Here is a 19089-nt window from a genome sequence, read left to right on the forward strand (position 1 = left end):
TGAAACTCATAGAAGAATTCCTATAAATAGGGATCTGATAAAGAATTAATCTTGCAAACAGTTTTCTTATCAAACAGCTTTTTTAACTAACATAAGAACAAATAGAATGTATAAAGTTACTAGACTAACATATCATATTTTAGTATTTGTTCTCATAACCCAATCAATACAACTTTTAGGTCAAGAAGATTCATTTATTGATGGCAAACTAATCAATGCTAAAAATCAAACTCCAATATCTTTTGCTACGGTTTTGATTAAAAACAAAAAAAGAGGTCTAATCTCTAACGCAGATGGAGGATTTAGAATCCCTTATACTTTTAAGAAAAATGCTGATACTTTAGTGATATCTTCTATAGGATACCTGACCCAAGAAATACCTTTATCAAACCTTAAAACAAATCAGATTAACTTAATAAGGCTATTGGAAAAAATAGAATTATTAGACGAAGTAAAAGTTGTAACTTCAAAAAAGAAGAAAAGAAAAAGTGCTAGAAGCATCATTCGAACTGCCATTGATAGAATTCCACAAAATTATCCTTTTTCGCCATATTCTTATGTTGGCTATTATCGGGATTATCAAGTAAAAGATGGTCATTATTTAAATATGAACGAAGCCATAATGAAAGTTTTTGATCAAGGTTTTGGAACTGAGGATTTTAAAAATACGCAGACAACTTTATTCTCCTATAAAAGCAATACAGATTTCCCCAAAGATACAGTTGCTTCAAAACCATATGATTACATTAATCGAAGTAAGATTATTTCTAATGCGACTTTAGATGGTCAAGGAGGAAATGAATATACTATTCTTAGATTACACGATGCAATTAGAAACTATAATATTAATGCGTACGACTTTGTAAATCGTTTAAATAAAGATCTAATTAAAAATCATAGACTTAAACTTCTACCAGAAACTTTTATAGACGATATCCCTTTATATGCCATTAAAGTTTCAAAAAATAAGGAAAACATAAAAGTAGAGAGTAAAATTTATGTAAGTAAACAAGATTATAAAATTTACAAATTAGAATATGCAGTGTATGATAGACAACAATCTAACACTACAAAAACTCCTAAAAAAAATCAAGGCAAATTACTTTTTGAAATCATTGTAGCATATAGGTCAAACAAAGGGTTAATGTATCCTAATTACATCTCTTTTAATAATGCTTTTGAAGTTCTACAACCACCAAAGTTTAAGCCCGTAACTGCAAAAATCAATCATGAAAGAAAACGTTTTGAACTTATTTTTAATAATTCTGTATCCACGAAAGATGCTTTTAAAAAAAAGAATTATCGATTATGGTATAAAGAAATAAAGTTAAAAATTGATAGTGTTAGTGTAAAAAAGAATAGCATATACCTCTACCCTGAAGACAAAAAAGCTTTTTTTCATCCAAAAATGATACAATCTATTGATAAATTAAGTAGTAAAGGTGTATCCATAGAAGTTAAAAATGTGCAAGATATTTATGGGAATATAGTTCATGAACAAGAATCTGTTTCTTACAATCAATTTAGAGAGTTTTTCGTTCAAGAGCTTAGCACCAATACTGAAAAGAATACTAATCAATTATTTATGATTAAAACAAAACCAATTTCTAAAAACATCCACCCAACAAATACTCCTCAAAACCTATTAGACTATTGGATGAATACACCTTTAAAAAAATAAGATGTAATCTCACAACCAAGTTCATATAACCAACAATAAAAACAATAGAATAAAAAGGTTTAAAAAAAATTCTATTTAATGTATATTACCCACCTTTCTAAAGGTAAAAATCATGCAAGACAATAACATATTAAATTATATAAAAGAGGTAGTAAAAAATATGCCTGCAGACTGGTTGAATTTAACAACACATCGACTAGATATCTATAATGAAGCATTGGCTAAAGATCAATTCCTAGAAGGTTTTGAACTTCTGTTTAATAATAATGACGCACAACTATCTTCACTACATGAACTACCAACAGCATATGACTATATTAGATTAGGGCACCCATTGTCTTGTGTTTTAGAATGGACTATTGCTAAACTACACAAATTAAGTTCAGAAAATATAATTAGTTTTTCGTCTATGACAACTCCTATTATGGCTGTTCTACGAACAAACTTATTAGCTCGTAAAAACACGCAAATTGTATATACTGATCAATTACCTAACTGTTTCGATGCCGATATACTAAAAACCGTATATGGATATCAATTTGATCTTAAAAAAATAGAAAATACTGATGAGATTACAGCGTTTAATGGAAGTACAATTTTTGTTTCCCAACAGGATGATCTCACACAATTTGATTTACAAACTAATATTGACTTTTTTGTAAACATTCATCATAATTTAGGTAGTGTTATTTTAATAAACAAAGACACTAATAAAGAATATATATCAGAAATTCAACATGTAAGAAGAAGAGAAACTATCGCGATGACACCTGCGAACACTTTAGCTTTTCTAAAAAGTTTAACCCAACAGTCTTTTTCTAATGATTTAAATAGTAAAATTGACGAAAACAAAACTATTGTTTTAGATACTATAAAAGAAATTACTGGAACTAAGGCAAAAGGTCTTGTTGGATCTAGCGGGCTATCCATGCAATATGCCATTGTAATGGGATTGGTGGATCACGCATTAGAACATCATAAAGGAAAAGCTATAAAAATTGTAGTTCCTCCAAACTGTTATGGAGGAACCAATGATCAAGCTAGACGTGTTGCTGCTTGTAGTGATATGATCGAAATAGTTGACTTACCTGTAGATGGTGGTCAGGATATGGTGCAAAGTATTGAGATAGTTCTAAATAAAATAGCAGAACAAGATGCCGTTCCATATATTATTGCAGAAATCCCAACAAACCCAAGAGTTGAAGTTCCAGATCTTCCTCAATTAGAAGCAGTTCTTAGTAAAGAACGTAAAACTACCGATGGTCAAACTGCTATTGATCCAGTATTTATTTTAGATCAAACATTTTGCCCTAATGTTCATTTCTTAGGAGAAAATGAAATACTGTCCTCGGTTAGAGCTATTGCCTATGTAAGTGGATCAAAATTTCCTAGTGGTGGTAAATGTACTGCGGGATATTGTGTAGCTAATAACAAATCTGCAAGCTTACTAGAAAAGATAGACTTACATTTACGACTTTGTGACAATCAAGCTACTGATCTACAAATGGAAATATTAGCAAAGCAATTGCCATCTATGAATCAAAGAATTGCTGATGCTTATACAAACACTCGTGATTTCGTTAGTTTTATCGAGAATAAATTACCGGATGCAAAAATCAATTTTGTATCTCCAGAATTAGCAAATGAAGGGTTTACTCCTTCTGTATTTTCTTTAGATCTTCCTACTAAAGGTGATACTGACGATGAAAAAGAAACATATAAAAGAGCATTGAATCTTAAGTTAATCAATCTAATGATCGAAGAGATTCCTGATGAAAGTAAATTTTGTGTTAGTTATGGTCAACTAAAAGGGTGTTATTGGACAATACCTGCTACTTCTACCCAAGGAACTACTAAAGAAGGTGATAAGGATTATATAGTTCGAGTCGCCCTTTCTGCTAATTTAGATCTTGACCTTCACAAAAAGGTTTTTATCGATTTTGTAAATAGTATATAACCAAGACCATTATGAGAGCAACATTCTATCTTTTAATTGCAGTTGTTTTTTTTACCTCTTGTAAAGAAGAAAAAATAATCGAACAGGTCGATTTTAAAACAAAATATATGTTTTCTTCTGAAATAGAATCTCAATTAGCTAAAGATACTGTTTCTTGGAAATATCAAATAGCAGCTTCCCAATACGCAACTAAAGGAGATTATAAAAATGCAATGAATCAATGGGATATTGCAATGGGAATAAAACGAAAAGGGTTTACCGAAGATCGAGTAGATTCTATAAATCAAAAATATACTAAGGTTAATGCTAATGATTATATTTTAGAACAAGCGGAAAAAAATCAAGTGATCATAATAAATGAAGCTCACCATAATTCTTTTCATCGTTCATTTACAAAATCACTTCTAAAACAATTATATGATTTGGGATATAAAAACTTAGGGCTTGAAGCGTTATCATACAAGGATGATTTAGATTCTCTTAATAATATTAGAAAATATCCAATACAAAAAACTGGTTATTATACGAAAGATCCTCAATTTGGTAACCTCATTAGAGAAGCGCTAGAGATCGGATATACTCTTTTTCCTTACGAAACGAAAAATGAAGAAGTCAATGGAAAACCCAGAGAAATTGATCAGGCAAAAAATATCCAAAAAGCTATAGAAGCGAAACCAAATGAAAAATTTCTAATTCATTGTGGATATGATCATGCATTAGAAGGAAATTATGACTATTGGGAAAAAGCAATGGCAGGAAGGTTAACAGAATACACAGGAATAGATCCATTGACAATAAATCAAGTAAAATATAGTCAACAAAGTACATCTGAATATAATTTCCCTCTTCTAAACGCTTTGGACATTAAAGAATCCTCTGTTATTATTGATAAAAAAGGAAAACCATTAAAACATAAAAAAGGTGATGCTTGGTCAGATATTGCTATTTTCCATCCTACATCAACGTATATCAACAATAGACCGGACTGGTTGTTTAAAAATGGGAATCAGAATGTTACTATCAATTTAGAAAAAATTCAAATTGAATTTCCTATTATGGTTCTAGCCTTTAAAGAAGGTGAAAATATAAATATGGCAGTACCTATAGATATTACAGAGGTAAAATCATCTAAAGAAACCTGTAATCTAGGTTTAAAAAAAGGAACATATACTATTGTTATCACTAATGGAAATGAGTCATTAAAATTTAAACAGCCTGTAGATTAAATATCATCTTCATGGTATACTGATAATAGGATTTTTAATTAGGTAATCTTTATATTCAGAAAAACACAAAGCAAATGGATACATCTATTCTAGAGTTTTTAAATAAAGCTGGAAAGTTTTCTGATGAAGAATCATCATTGCTACAAAATGAAGTTATATATAAAGAGCTAAAAAAAGACGCGTTTTTACTAAATAAAGGAGAGGTTTGTTCTTCTCTATACTTTGTTATTTCTGGAAGTTTTTATCAATATTATATGGATACCAATTTAGATAAAAATATAATTGATTTAAGAATACAAAATGATTGGGTTATTGATCATAAAAGCTTTACTGGTCGAAAACCTTCGGAATTTGAAATTCAGGCGTACGAAAATAGTGCTGTATATGAACTAACCATAGATGCAATACATAAATTAATAGCAATATCTCCAACATTTTTTCAAATTGGTAAAGTTTTAGAAGAATCAACTGCTAGAATTTCTTTTTTCGACAATAATAATACTCCTGATGAGAAATACGCATATATCCTGAAAAACAAACCTCTTCTGCTTCAAAAATTTCCTCAAAAAGTAATTGCATCTTTTCTAAAAATAACACCCGAAACTTTAAGCCGAGTACGAAAACGAATTACCTAATTTCTTGATTACGATCAAGTGATCTTTCTTAATAAACCATAGATATTTGATAGTATCAATTAAAATCAAATACATGGAAAATTATAGTTATAAAAGTACTGGTATTGCTCTTATTACAGGAGCGATTCTAATTATCTTCACGATGATCCTCCATCCTGCAGGTGGAAATATTGAACACATTATAAAAATCTCTCAATCGATCCGTATTACTCATTCATTAGCTATTCTCAGTTTACCAATAGTACTATTTGGATTTTATGGTTTAACAATAGCACTTTTAGACAAATGGAAATTATCCATTCTTGCATTTATAATCATTTCTTTTGGTTTGATTGCTGCTATGTTTGCTGCCCTTGTTAATGGACTCACTCTACCTCATTACCTAAATCAATATGCTACTAAAACAGAAGAGAACTTAGAAGTTTTACAACCAATCATAAACTATGGTTTTGCTCTAAATATTCCATTGGATTATATTTTTATAGTTGCCTGTTGTATAGCCATTCTAGTATATTCTATTATTATTTTAGCAGAAAACAAGTACCCAAAATGGATTGGAAATTTAGGAATTTTTATTACAATTTTTGCTATTATAGGAGGGGGAACAGATTTTGTGTTTACGAGTTTAACCGGTTTTAGAATATTTACTTTTAGTATAGCTGCTTGGATATTATCAATTGGACTTCTTTTATTTAAAACAAAATCTAGATAGATGAAAATATTAATATTTGGCGCATCAGGTTCTGGAACAACCACCTTAGCTAAAGAAATTGAAAAACACGCCAATTTTATTCATTTAGATCTTGATGATTACTATTGGAAAAAAACAGAACCACCATTCCAGAAAAAAGTACCACGAAACGAACGGAATAAAAAACTAAAGTTAGATTTCAAAAAGTATGAAAATGTTGTTGTAAGTGGTTCATTGGTAAGTTGGGGAAAAGAATGGCTAACATCATTTGATCTTGCGGTATTTATTCGCCTTGATAATAAAGAAAGAATGGATCGTCTTTATAAAAGAGAAAAAGAACGATACGGAGAAAAGATTCTAAAAGACAAAGAGATTCAACAAAATTCAAAAGCTTTCTTAAACTGGGCGAATCAATATGAAAACCCTAATTTTGAAGGGAGATCATTAAGAATTCATAATAATTGGATCAAATTATTACAGTGCAAAGTTTTGAGAATAGAAAGAGAAATAACTTTAAATGAAAAAATTGAAAAAGTAATATTTGAAATTAAACACAAACTAAACTAATTACCAACCTTATTGCTTTTATAATAAGTAAATTAAACACTAAATGTTTTAATCTAGTAATTGGAGAATCACAATCATCTTTACAAAGATTCTCTAAATCGAACTGCAGTAGTATTCGTTATTTTTTTAAAGGCAGTATTAAATGAAGATATACTATTAAAACCACTTTCATAAGCAATAGCAGATATTTTGAAGTTATGATATTCTGGCAACCTCAATAATCTTTTAGCTTCCTCTACTCGATACCTAGCAATAAATTGAGAATAGTTTTCATTTCTATTTTGATTAATTACTTGCGACAATTGTTTAGACGTTATTCCAATCCGCTTACTCAATTTGGTTAGTGTTAATTCGGGATCCAGAAATACTTTTTCTTGTTCTATTAAACTCATTAACTTTTTCAAATATTCTATCCCTTTTTCATTGTCTAGCGAAGAATTAATATATTTTTCATTCTTCATTTTAAACAAAAAAGGATTCTTTAATGCGGTAATTGATAAAATCAAAATTATCAAAGAAAATAAAAAAGCAGTACTTAAGTATGGAACCACATCCAGAAAAACACTAATCTGTATGAGTGACATCATTATCGTTAATATCGTAAAAAACAATAGCCAATGATAGAGTTTATTCGATTTATCATTTCTCTCTTTTCTATTTACCACTATCCAATATAACGTATACAATCCATATGCTAATATGTGAAATAACAGTGCTAAAAATATAATTCTGGAAGAAATAGAATCATTATTCGGGATTACCCAGCAAAATGTTACGAATAAAAACAAAGGGATGTAGTGAATAAAAATTGATCTTTTATTATCTATTTTATTTAGTTCAAATAGTTGCTTGGTATAAAAAAATAAGGAAGGTCCAATTGCCAACAACATGCCTAAAAATACATTGCGAACTATCGGATCTATCTGAAAATAATTATAAAACAGTGATTTACCAATTCTAAGACTAAATGCCAATAAATAAATCGCTAAAAATATATTAGCACTAGATCGCTGTTCTTTGGTTATTATCAAAAAAGCACCAAAGAATAACGCTATGATAAAACCTATACTACCTAATAATAATTCTATGTGTTTATAAACTTCTGGATTCATAGTTCAACAAAGAACGTAATTTTAAGTCTTTGTTTTTACTAACGAGTTATATAAATAACTATTTTTTTTTGTAATAAAAATATGATTTTAGCAACCTAAAATATGATCAGTACATTCCTCGGTAATTGCCATTCTAGACCATATTACTACTGATTTTTGTTGCGTCCCACCTTGGATCTTTTGTTTTTCATTACGATCCATCTCCTTATAAGTTTTCTTAAGATTATCTAATGCTTCCATTACTTTTGTTTTAATAATTAACACGTTTAAAATAAACATATCAATTAAAATAACATATTACAAAACAAATAGTTAACTAATTTTTAACCAAACGATATGTTTATGAAAACTTTTTTTTAAAATCAACTTAAAATATTTAAAAAATATACCACAATAGTAGTGACATCAAAACCCCAGTAATAGCTATTAATGTAGTCATCACAGTCCAAGAACGAAATGTTTGTTTCTCTGTCATACCCAAGTATTGACCAACCAACCAAAATCCACTATCATTAACATGAGATAAAATAGTTGCCCCAGATGCTATAGAAATAACAAAGAGAGCTATCTGAGAGTTACTAAAATCACCCGCTAGAATAATAGGTGATGTAATTCCTGCGGCTGCAATCATAGCTGTTGTTGCTGATCCCTGTAAAACTCGTATCAAAGCTGCCACAATAAAAGCAAACAATAATGGATGAATATATGAACTCTGTAATGATGATGCCAATAACTCACCTGCTTTAGTATCCACTAGTATCTGTTTAAAAGCGCCACCAGCACCAGTTAATAGAATAATTGCTCCTGCTGGTTTAAAAGATTTCATAGAAATTTTCAATAAATCATCTCTAGTAACACCTCTTTTGATTCCTAAAAAATACCAAGCGACCACATTAGCAATGATTAACGCAGTAAATGGATGACCAAACAACGTAATCAAGTTTACCATCGATTTTGATAATACATCTTCTCCGAACCAATCACCTAATAAAACCGTTTTTAAAACAATCAGCATAATGGGTAATGCTATAATCAATATAATACCAATAGGATTAGGTGTGTTATTTATTGCAACACCTGAGTCATTTGTTTCAGGAATAGTAATATTTATTCTTGTAGCTAAGTATTTTGCTAATATAGGTCCGCTTATAATAGCCGCAGGAATACCTGTTAAAAAACCAAAAACAATTACCCAACCAAGATTAGCTCCTAATATATCGGCAACAGCAACTGGACCTGGTGTTGGTGGAATAAAACTGTGAGTGATTGCTAAACCAGCCAATAATGGAATAGCATATAACAATAAAGATTTTTTAGTTTTTCTAGCAATTGCATAAACAATAGGAACCAAAATAATAAAAGCTACATCAAAAAAAACGGGTATTGCAATTATAAAACCGGTAATCATCAATGCCCAAGATGCATTTTTTTCTCCAGCTAATTTTAAGATATAATTAGCCAATCCTTGTGCACCTCCAGAATTCTCAAGTAAACCACCAAACAACGCTCCAAGTCCAACCACGGTAGCCACAAAACCTAGTGTACTTCCCATTCCATTTTTTATGCTATTTAGAATGTCATCTGCAGGTAAGCCAGCTACAATTCCAACTAATATACAAACGATTAACAAGGCTATAAAAGCCTGCATTCGTAACTTTAAAATCATAAAAAGTAGTGCAATGATACCTACTCCTACTGCAATTAGTAATTGATAATCCATAAATTAGCTTTTCCAGTTTGTATGAAAATATTGGTCAATTGGTTGATCCACTCTTTGATATGTATGAGCGCCAAAATAATCTCGTTGCGCTTGTATAATATTAGCAGAAGATTGCGCAGATGTATATGCGAAAAAATAATTTGCTGCTGCAGACAATACTGGTAGTGAAAAACCTGATTTTAATCCTGTTGCCACCGTTTCTGAAAGTGAATCTATCGTAGATTTCATAGTAGAAACCATTTCTGGAAACAATAATAAAGGTATCCCATTATTTTCTACAAATAACACAGCCATTTGTTCCATAAGATTGCTTCTAATAATACAGCCATTGGTCCATATACTAGCAATTTCAGACAGATTGAGCTCCCACTGATATGCTGTTGATGCTTCTTTTAGTAATTCAAACCCTATGTGATGATTGATAATACTAGCGGCCTTAAAAGCTTTTTCCAAATTTTCAATAAAAACAATATCATTGGCAGGGTAATCTGAAGTTTTAAGTTGATATATCTCAGATGCTTTTACCCGTTCAGATTTAATTCCAGAAACATTACGAGCCATTACAGATTCAGAAATCGTAGGTAGAGAAACACCTAATTCCAAGGCGGCATTTGTAGACCATCCACCAGTTCCTTTCTGCCCTGCTTTATCTAATATTTTATCAATAAGAAAATCCTCACCATCTGTTTTAAGAAGAAGATCCGAAGTAATCTCTAACAGATAACTTTTTAGTCCTTTTTTAATCCAATCGGAAAAAATAGCGGATATTTCAGCTGGAGTTTTATGTGCATAAAATCTTAGCATATGATATGCTTCTGCTAATAATTGCATCTCTGCATATTCAATCCCATTATGAACCATTTTTACAAAATGGCCAGATCCTTCTGGCCCAATATAAGCGCAACAGCTATTATCGTTTTTATCTTTTGCTGCTATTGCTTCTAAATATTTACCAGATCTATTGTATGCTATTTTAGATCCTCCCGGCATTATCGAAGGACCTTTTAAGGCTCCTTCTTCTCCCCCTGATATTCCGGTTCCTAAAAAATGAATTCCTTTTTCTTCTAACATATTACTTCTTTCTAATGTTGCTTTATAGTGAGAATTACCTCCGTCTACAATACAATCTTCTTCGGATAAATAGCGTAATAATTCATCGATAACGAGATCCACTGGTTTCCCTGCATTAACCATAAGCATTATTGTACGCGGTTGTTCTAAAGAATCTACAAACTCTTTTAAATCATCGAAACCTAATAATGTTTGGTATTTAGACTCCTCGGCAACAAAGTTTTTAGCGACATTAACTTCAATATGATCAACATGTCTATTATATACAGAAAGTTTAAAGTTTTTGGACAATAAGTTTTTAGCTAAACTCTTACCCATGACTCCTAAACCAATTAACCCTAATTGTGATTTATCTGTATTTAATGTAGTTTTAATTTCGCTCATAATTTGATCAACACTCTTATCTATATTAATAGAAATACCATCCTCCGGTTGTTCTAAAGCTTCAAATTGAGAGACTAGTATTTCCTTTTTAAAAAAATGATCTTTTCTAGCTTCTAAACGATTTGAAATCAAATCAAAACTCCCATCCAAAAAAATCCACTTCACATACTTAGAATCGATAGATTGAAGGGTTTTTCTATAAGCTTTCTTTAAAGCTGAACAAGCCAGTACTGCACCTTTGTTTGTATTCCAAACTACGATTTCACTCGCTAATTTCTTCAGCCAAGGTTCTCTATCAGAATCATCTAAAGGAAAGCCCGTTGACATTTTTTTAATATTCTCTTCTGGATGAAAATCATCTGCATCAAAAAAAGGAATATTTAATTCTTTAGCTAATGCTTTTCCTACTGTAGTTTTTCCACTTCCAGAAACTCCATATACTATGTATATTATACTTTTAGACACCTTAACAATAGTAAATTATTATTCTAAAATAAATTCTAATTCATTTTCTTCGTCTAAAGCATGTTTAGCGATCCATAGCTTAAAATTACCCGGTTCAGTAATCCATTTCTTGTCAGGTCCATAAAAAGCTAAATCATTTGTCGAAAAAGTAAATTCTACTTCTTTAGATTCCCCTGAATTTAATATAATTTTCTCAAATCGTAACAACTCCTTTACAGGTCTAGTTAAACTCCCAACCATGTCTCTAAAATATAATTGTACTGTTTCTTTAGCCTTTACATCTCCAGTATTAGTCACTAGAACTTTAGCAGTAATAGTTTCCCCTATCTTTGGATTCGTTGAGGATATAGAAAAATTGGAGTACTTAAAGCTGCTATAACCAAGTCCATAACCAAAAGGATATTCTGGTAAAAACCCTGCATCTAGATAATGAGAAGTATTCCCAAGAGAACTCTGCCAGGCACCAATTGGAATTGAATCCATATGAACAAACTCTTCTGGAATTACTGGTCTACCTGTATTTTTATGATTATAATGAATAGGAATTTGCCCTACCTCTTTTGGCCAGGTTACTGGCAACTTTGCTGATGGAGAAACCAAACCCGTAATAATATTTTTTAAAGCTGGACCTCCCATAGTTCCAGGATGCCATGCCATAAGAACTGCATCTACCTTATCTTTAATATTTCCTAACGTAATAGGTCTTCCTGCCATTAAAACTAAAATAATTGGTTTTCCTGTTTTGTGTAATTCTGTAATTAGTTCTTCTTGTGCTCCAGGAAGGTTGATATCAGCTCTACTATGTGCTTCTCCAGAAAGAATTGCTTCTTCTCCCGCAAAAAACAAGATGATATCAGACGATTTTGCTGTCTTTATTGCATCACCAAAATCATTCTCCGATTTATCTCTGCTGTACGATAACCCCTTACTATACTGTACCATATATTCATCATCACTTTTAAATGATTGTAAAGGAGTAATTGTATGCTCTTTTTCTCCATCAAAAGTCCAAGTTCCCAATTGTTCGTGAGGCGCATCCGCCAAAGGACCAATTATAGCTATTTTGCTTTTTGCACCTAATGGTAAAATATTATTCTTATTTTTTAATAAAATAATACTTTCTTCAGCAGTTTTTTGTGCTGCCGCTAAATGTTTTTTATCATACAATATTGTATCATCAGAATCAAAATAAGGGTTATCAAATAATCCCAATCTAAACTTGATTCGAAGAATATTTCTTACGATTTTATCTAATTCCTTTTCAGAAAATTTATCCTCTTGGATTAATTCTTTTAAATGATCGTGATAAGAAGTACTGGTCATTTCCATGTCCAACATTGCGTTAATAGATTTCTCTGCAGCTTCTTTTTGATCCTTGGCATATCCATGATTTACCATTTCTATTATAGAATTCCAATCACTTACTACGAAACCATCAAATCCCCATTCTTCTCTTAAAATGTCTTTTAGTATATATGAATTTGCCGATGCCGGAATCCCATTAAGATCATTAAAACTTGTCATAAAAGTTGCGGAACCTGCATCTAGTGCAGTTTTAAAAGGTTTTAAATATACATTATGCAACAAATTATCATTGATGTTTGCTGTGTTATAATCCCTACCTCCTTCTGCAGCTCCATATCCAATAAAATGTTTGGCACAAGCAGCTAAACTTGTTGGTGATGCTAAATCTTCTCCTTGAAAACCTTTTACATATGCTTCTGCCATTCTACTTGTAAGATAAGGGTCCTCACCTGCTGATTCTGCTATTCTTCCCCAGCGAGGATCCCTAGAAATATCTATCATCGGAGCAAAAGTCCATCTTATTCCATAAGTACTTGCCTCTATTGCTGCTATTCGCGAACCTTCTTGTACTAATGAAGGATTAAATGAAGCCGCCTGCCCTAGCGGAATAGGGAAAATTGTTTTGAAACCATGGATTACATCTCGTGCAAAAATTAATGGAATCTTACTAGGGCTTTCTTCTACGGCTATTCTCTGAAGTTCTTTAGCATCCTCTTTATTCATTATGTTAAGAAAAGATCCTATTTGGCCTTTTCTAACAGCATCTTTAAGATCTTTTGGTAGTTCTTTTACTCTACTAGACTTACCTCGTTGCGCCGTTTGTCCTATTTTTTCTTCTAATGACATTGTAGACAAGATACTATCTATTTTAAGCTCTACGGGGTCTTTAGGATAATTGTTAGATGAAGTTTCTGAAATCTTAGAATCGCAGGATAGCATCATTATGAATATGCCAAAAATCAAAAAACGATATGTATAAACTTTCAAATGTAAAAATGTCATAAAATAAATTTTATTAGAAAGAAAAATTCTAAACTTTTCAATACGAAAAATGTTAAGATTTGAAGGACGAATTTAGAGATACTTCAGGATAAGAAAAAAGCAAAACAAAGCTATTGGAGCGTTGTTAAGAAAGTTTATAGAAGTATTTTATTCAATAAAACACTATAGAATAAGACAATTTCATAAAATAACTCAGAAATAATTAAATATTTGATGGTTTATAACTTTTTGATAATAATATCGGTTTAACATTCTAGTAATACCGAGTTAAAATATTCAAACACAGATAACAATATGCTCATAATCCCTTAATTATTATTTAACTATATAGTAGTTTATTTGTAGGAATAAGTCATTTTTATGAAGAAACGTACTGTAGATATCGTAGTTATATCTGATGTTCACTTAGGAACGTTTGGATGTCACGCAAAAGAATTACTAAATTATCTCAATAGTATTAAACCCAAAGTACTTATTCTTAATGGTGATATCGTAGATATTTGGCAATTTAGAAAAAGGTATTTCCCTAAGCCGCATCTTAAAATCATTAAAAAAATTATCACTCTTGCTTCTAAAGGGACCGAAGTTATATATATCACTGGAAACCACGACGAAATGCTCCGAAAATTCAGTGATACTACGATGGGTAACTTCAAATTAGTTGATAAGTTAGTTTTGGATTTAGATGGAAAAAAAGCTTGGTTTTTTCACGGAGATATTTTTGATGCCTCGATTCAGAACGCAAAATGGTTAGCTAAATTAGGTGGATGGGGCTATGATATGCTCATTTTATTAAATCAATTTATTAATTGGTTTCTCTTACGAATGGGGAAGGAAAAATTTTCACTTTCTAAAAAAATTAAAAATAGCGTTAAAAAAGCAGTCAAATACATAAATGATTTTGAAGAAGTAGCTGCAGAACTTGCTATCAAGAATGCATATACATACGTCGTTTGTGGGCATATCCATCAACCACAAATAAAAACATATAAAGATAAGAATGGATCTTGTATGTATTTAAATTCTGGAGATTGGATAGAAAACCTAACATCATTAGAATATCATAATAAAGAATGGAAACTTGTTCATTACCAGCAACAGCAACTTGAAGCCTATGCTGAAGAACTAAATGAAGATATTGAAAACGTTCCTCTAGACCTTGAAGGACTGCAACCTTCATTTTTCTTGAATTCATTTCTAGAAAAAAAGATCTAATTAGTTTTTTAAAAAATCTCACACAATTTCTTAATTACATAACTAAACTTAAAACCAATGAAAACTCTTAAGACCATGCTGCTTTGTGCAGTACTAATTCTTTTTACATCTTGTCAGTATTTGGATGACTTTTCTGGAGGTCCAATATCTGTTCAACCTCAACTTGTTTTAGAAGAAAACATCCAATATGAGCTGCCTTTTGAAGTATTAACTACTACCCAAGAGGATGTAGAAATTAGAAATGGTGGTTACGGTTCTGCGGCAACTGCTAATCCTAGAAGAAAAGGAGAATTTTATGCAATAACCGATAGAGGTCCAAATACTGACTTTATGGATGGAAAAAAATTTCCGGTCGCAGATTACACCCCAAGAATCGGCTTGTTCTCTGTTACTTCGGAAGGTGATATTATTCTAAAAAAAGAAATCATATTAAAAGATCCAAATGGTAATCCTATTTCAGGAATTCCGAATCCTGAAGGAAAAGGAGCTACAGGAGAGATACCTTATGATATTGATGGTAACCAATTACCATTTGATGATTTCGGTCTAGATGCAGAAGGTTTGGTGGCATTATATGATGGGAGTTTTTGGGTTTCTGATGAATATGGTCCTCATATTGTACACTATTCTTCTGAAGGTGTAGAACTTGAACGTATATCTCCTTATGGTATTAATGATGACAATGGAGGTAGAAAAATTCCTGCTGTATTTGCGAAACGAAGACCAAATCGAGGAATGGAAGGATTAGGAATCACACCAAATCAAAGGAATTTAGTAGGTATCATGCAATCTACTATGTATAATCCTGAAACAATTAGAACGGATCTTACTAGAATTTTAGTGTTTGACTTACGAACAGCTAGAACAAAACAATTCCTTTATAGACAAGAAAACTCAAACTTATCAAATTCAGAAATCGTTGGTTTATCTGATACAGAATTTCTTGTTATAGAAAGAGATGGTAATTTTTCTGGAGAAGGTACTGTACAAAAACATATCTATAAAATAGATATTTCTAACGCCACAGATGTTAGTTCTACTAATGACGAAGATGAATTTGGTTTACTACTTAATGGAAAAACTCTGGAAGAATCTACCTGGGTGGAGTTAGAAAACGCTGGAATTGTTCCTGTTACTAAGACCTTAATAGCAGATCTTGTCGAAAAAACAGGATATCCACACGATAAATTAGAAGGTATATGGGTTATTGATGATCATACTTTAGGGTGTATCAATGATGATGATTTTGCGGTTACCGATGAAGATGATAATGGTATTATTGAACAAAAAATACTTCCTGGATCAGAGCCAAAAATAGATGCAAGTTCTTTATATATGATCAAGTTAAACACTTCTTTAAACGATTAAAATAAGACCAACTATTCATATTTAATTAAGTTATTTTTCGCTTAATTATAACCAATAAAGCGGAGTTAAAATATTAAATTTAACTCCGCTTTTATGATATCTAATAATTTGATATTAAAATTATGACTGAACTAAGATCTAGAATCCCTAATTGATCCTTTTTGCCGGCATTTTTCTTCCTCCTTGATTTAGAGTTAAACTATCTATTAACCCTTTATTATTAGCGTTGAAACTAATTTCTGCAGGTACTACTTTTAGGAAAAACAATGTCTCGGATTCTGCAAAAAGTTCAAACTTAGGTTGCCCTGTAGCCTCTGCATATATTGAATTTCCTTCTAAAGTAATGTCTATGATGAAGTTTGGTTGTAACTCGAATTTACCCACATATTGTTTCAAAATATCTGCTGATACCGTAATAGACTTTCTTTCTGCAGGAGGAGCTTTATCAATTCCTTTTCCTGTAAAACTTTTATCAGCAGTTTTAAATACTGTTTGTCTTTTTCCATCATCAGTCATCGAAAAATTATAAGATATAGTTCCATCATCAAAAATAAACGAACCATCTTTCATTTGGTATATTTCAAACTCTCTAGAATTTTCTCCTTCTCTTAGACTAAATAGTTTACCATCTTTAAGCATAATATGTCTTATAACATTATCTTCAAACTCATAAGCTCCTACCCATTTTTTTGCTTCTTTAATTGATAATGCAACTGCATCTTTTTTATCAGGAATTGGTTTACCTATGACAGTAGCTGCTACTTTCATAGTGATTTCACGTACATTCTTACAGTTACAATTAGTTAATCCAATTACATATACATTTTCATTTTCTAGAAAGATTCCATTCGTTGTGTATCCAAAAATTCCTCCACTATGCGCATATCCTTTAGATTCTTGTATTATGGTCTTACTCCAACCATAGCCATAATCAATTTCTTCGCCACTGTTTAACTTAGATCCGTTTATTGCTTTTTCTAAACTTGATCTTTTAATAAAGGTGTTAGCACTTATTGCATTTTGCCATTTTAATAGATCATCTACTGTAGACATCAATGATCCTGCGGCGTAAGGTAATGTAAGACTTAGATAATCCGCATTAAGGAATGCATCTTCATTTTGTTTATACCCATAAGCTCTATTTTTAATAAGTTCACTAGTACTTCCGTAATATGAAGAATTCATTCCTATTTTTTGGAAAATATTCTTCTCTATAAAATTTTCATACGTATCTTTTGTTACTACTTCAATAATATATCCTAATAATATATAACCCGAATTATTGTATCTAAACTCTTCTCCTGGATCAAAATCCATAGGCTCATTTTTAAATACATCTATTAATTCGGTTGGTGTCATATCAGTACGCGCAGATTTCATAAAACTAGGCATACCAGTATAACTTTTAATACCAGATGTATGATTTAGAAGATGATGAACGGTAATCTTCTTTCCATTCGTAGGATAATCTGGAATATACTTAGTGATTTCGTCATCAATTTTAAGTTTTCCTTGTTCTTCTAACATTAGGATTGCAACTGCAGTAAATTGCTTGGTTATCGAACCTATTTCGAATACATTTTCTGGTTTGAGAGGAACTTCTAATTCTAAATTAGCTTTTCCAAATGCCTTTCTATAAATAGGTTTTCCATTTTTGGCTACTAAAATTGAGATACCCGGTTCGTCTACAGAATACATCGAAGAAACTATAGCATCAATTTCTTTTTCTAAATTTTGGGCCTGTGTACTAAAGAACATTCCTGTACAAAAGAAAACTAAAAGTAACGTTTTAATTGTTTGTGATAATTTCATGTGATTATTATTTTGATTGATAATGTGGTTGCTTAATAAAACAATTATTATCTATTTGACGATCAATTCTAGAATAAGTTACTAAAAGATTAAAATTATTATTCTACAATAATATATATGAGAAATTAACTTTTTTAGTCAAATTAAAAATTATTATATAAAAAAAGCTTTTGGAGCATTCATGTCATATGCTACAAAAGCTTTTTTCTAGAAACCCTCTATTAGGTTTTAATACTTTAAAAATATTATTCTTCTTCTCCTATAAAACCTGGAGCTGCCGGTACATCTTCATCTATTTCTACTTCTTCTACTTCTTGAATAGAATCTCTCAATGCTTTGAATTTTTCTAATTGTTCCTCTTCACCTGTAAAATAAGGAAAAACATCCATAATTGGTGATTCTGCAATTGCAGGTATTGTATAATCTCCTGTTGTACCTTTCATAACACTATTAGTATTGTCAAAAGCTTCTTTTACATCATTAGCCTGAATTAAAAGATACATATTTGTTTTCCTTTCTTTACCGCTTTCTTCGTCATAAGCTATCAAAGATACTTTTGATTTAAACCAACGATCAGAATTTTCAAAAGGGTGTATCTCAGCAAAATTTGCAACTTTTATATTAGTAATAATAAATTCTTCACTAACATATGCTGCCATTTCTTCATTAATTCTAGTTTCTGCTTCTGTATAAGATACTGCATCCACTAAATAAGGTTCTGTAGTTACTTTCTGTACTCCAGAATCATTTATTTTTCTATATTTTACTTTACATTCGTACCAAGTAGCGCTCATATATTTACTTTTTTAGGATGCCAAATATAAATCTTAAAAAAAGTTCTCAATACGAATTTTGTTATTAGATATTCACAATTTCAC

The 19089-nt window shown here is 30.9% G+C and carries 15 protein-coding genes; 8 read left to right on the forward strand and 7 right to left on the reverse strand.

Features of this window, described 5'->3' with window-relative positions; all coding sequences use genetic code 11:
* The first annotated feature begins 106 nt into the window (after nt 1-106).
* From J8L88_RS05935 to J8L88_RS05960, 6 genes are all read left to right on the forward strand, one after another.
* Nucleotides 107-1681 (forward strand): carboxypeptidase-like regulatory domain-containing protein, encoded by a 1575-nt coding sequence (locus J8L88_RS05935; protein ID WP_211060230.1) that lies wholly within the window; start codon nt 107-109, stop codon nt 1679-1681.
* Between the two features lie 112 nt (nt 1682-1793).
* Nucleotides 1794-3638 (forward strand): PLP-dependent transferase, encoded by a 1845-nt coding sequence (locus J8L88_RS05940; RefSeq protein ID WP_211060231.1) that lies wholly within the window; start codon nt 1794-1796, stop codon nt 3636-3638.
* Nucleotides 3639-3649: 11 nt separating this feature from the next.
* On the forward strand, nt 3650-4864 hold the full coding sequence (locus J8L88_RS05945; protein ID WP_211060232.1) for a hypothetical protein: 1215 nt from the start codon (nt 3650-3652) through the stop codon (nt 4862-4864).
* Nucleotides 4865-4938: 74 nt separating this feature from the next.
* Entirely contained in the window at nt 4939-5499 is a 561-nt protein-coding gene (locus J8L88_RS05950) for a Crp/Fnr family transcriptional regulator (RefSeq protein WP_118386383.1), read from the forward strand.
* A gap of 73 nt (nt 5500-5572) precedes the next feature.
* Nucleotides 5573-6211, forward strand: a complete 639-nt coding sequence (locus tag J8L88_RS05955) for a hypothetical protein (RefSeq protein ID WP_118386384.1) — start codon at nt 5573-5575, stop codon at nt 6209-6211.
* The gene (locus J8L88_RS05960) at nt 6212-6757 is read left to right on the forward strand and encodes an AAA family ATPase (protein ID WP_211060233.1); all 546 of its coding nucleotides are present in this window, start codon (nt 6212-6214) and stop codon (nt 6755-6757) included. It abuts the gene before it with no gap.
* 80 nt (nt 6758-6837) lie between these two features.
* On the opposite strand, the gene J8L88_RS05965 is transcribed toward J8L88_RS05960, so the two are convergent.
* The 5 genes from J8L88_RS05965 to bglX form a co-directional block, all read right to left on the reverse strand.
* Nucleotides 6838-7869, reverse strand: coding sequence for an AraC family transcriptional regulator (locus J8L88_RS05965; RefSeq protein WP_211060234.1), 1032 nt, complete (start codon nt 7867-7869; stop codon nt 6838-6840).
* Between the two features lie 87 nt (nt 7870-7956).
* The gene (locus J8L88_RS05970) at nt 7957-8109 is read right to left on the reverse strand and encodes a hypothetical protein (RefSeq protein ID WP_155839587.1); all 153 of its coding nucleotides are present in this window, start codon (nt 8107-8109) and stop codon (nt 7957-7959) included.
* Nucleotides 8110-8245: 136 nt separating this feature from the next.
* Nucleotides 8246-9589 (reverse strand): GntP family permease, encoded by a 1344-nt coding sequence (locus tag J8L88_RS05975; protein WP_027391228.1) that lies wholly within the window; start codon nt 9587-9589, stop codon nt 8246-8248.
* A gap of 3 nt (nt 9590-9592) precedes the next feature.
* Nucleotides 9593-11509 carry an NADP-dependent phosphogluconate dehydrogenase gene (gene gndA / locus J8L88_RS05980; protein WP_371813619.1) on the reverse strand — a complete coding sequence of 639 codons (1917 nt, stop codon included), beginning with the start codon at nt 11507-11509 and terminating at the stop codon, nt 9593-9595.
* Between the two features lie 18 nt (nt 11510-11527).
* The gene (bglX, locus tag J8L88_RS05985; protein WP_211060235.1) at nt 11528-13816 is read right to left on the reverse strand and encodes a beta-glucosidase BglX; all 2289 of its coding nucleotides are present in this window, start codon (nt 13814-13816) and stop codon (nt 11528-11530) included.
* Nucleotides 13817-14176: 360 nt separating this feature from the next.
* Here bglX and J8L88_RS05990 point away from each other — a divergent pair, with 360 nt between their 5' ends.
* A complete protein-coding gene (locus tag J8L88_RS05990) occupies nt 14177-15031 on the forward strand; it encodes a UDP-2,3-diacylglucosamine diphosphatase (RefSeq protein ID WP_108804451.1) in 855 nt (284 codons plus the stop codon).
* Nucleotides 15032-15088: 57 nt separating this feature from the next.
* Nucleotides 15089-16399 carry an esterase-like activity of phytase family protein gene (locus J8L88_RS05995; protein ID WP_211060236.1) on the forward strand — a complete coding sequence of 437 codons (1311 nt, stop codon included), beginning with the start codon at nt 15089-15091 and terminating at the stop codon, nt 16397-16399.
* Nucleotides 16400-16546: 147 nt separating this feature from the next.
* Here J8L88_RS05995 and J8L88_RS06000 read toward each other — a convergent pair whose 3' ends face one another.
* Together J8L88_RS06000 and J8L88_RS06005 are read right to left on the reverse strand one after the other, a co-directional pair.
* Nucleotides 16547-18211, reverse strand: coding sequence for a serine hydrolase (locus tag J8L88_RS06000; protein WP_118386391.1), 1665 nt, complete (start codon nt 18209-18211; stop codon nt 16547-16549).
* A 245-nt stretch (nt 18212-18456) separates the two neighbouring features.
* Nucleotides 18457-19005, reverse strand: a complete 549-nt coding sequence (locus J8L88_RS06005; protein WP_035084047.1) for a DUF4494 domain-containing protein — start codon at nt 19003-19005, stop codon at nt 18457-18459.
* Between the last annotated feature and the right edge of the window lie 84 nt (nt 19006-19089).

Source organism: Aquimarina sp. MMG015 (assembly GCF_018100855.1).
Classification (GTDB): domain Bacteria; phylum Bacteroidota; class Bacteroidia; order Flavobacteriales; family Flavobacteriaceae; genus Aquimarina; species Aquimarina latercula.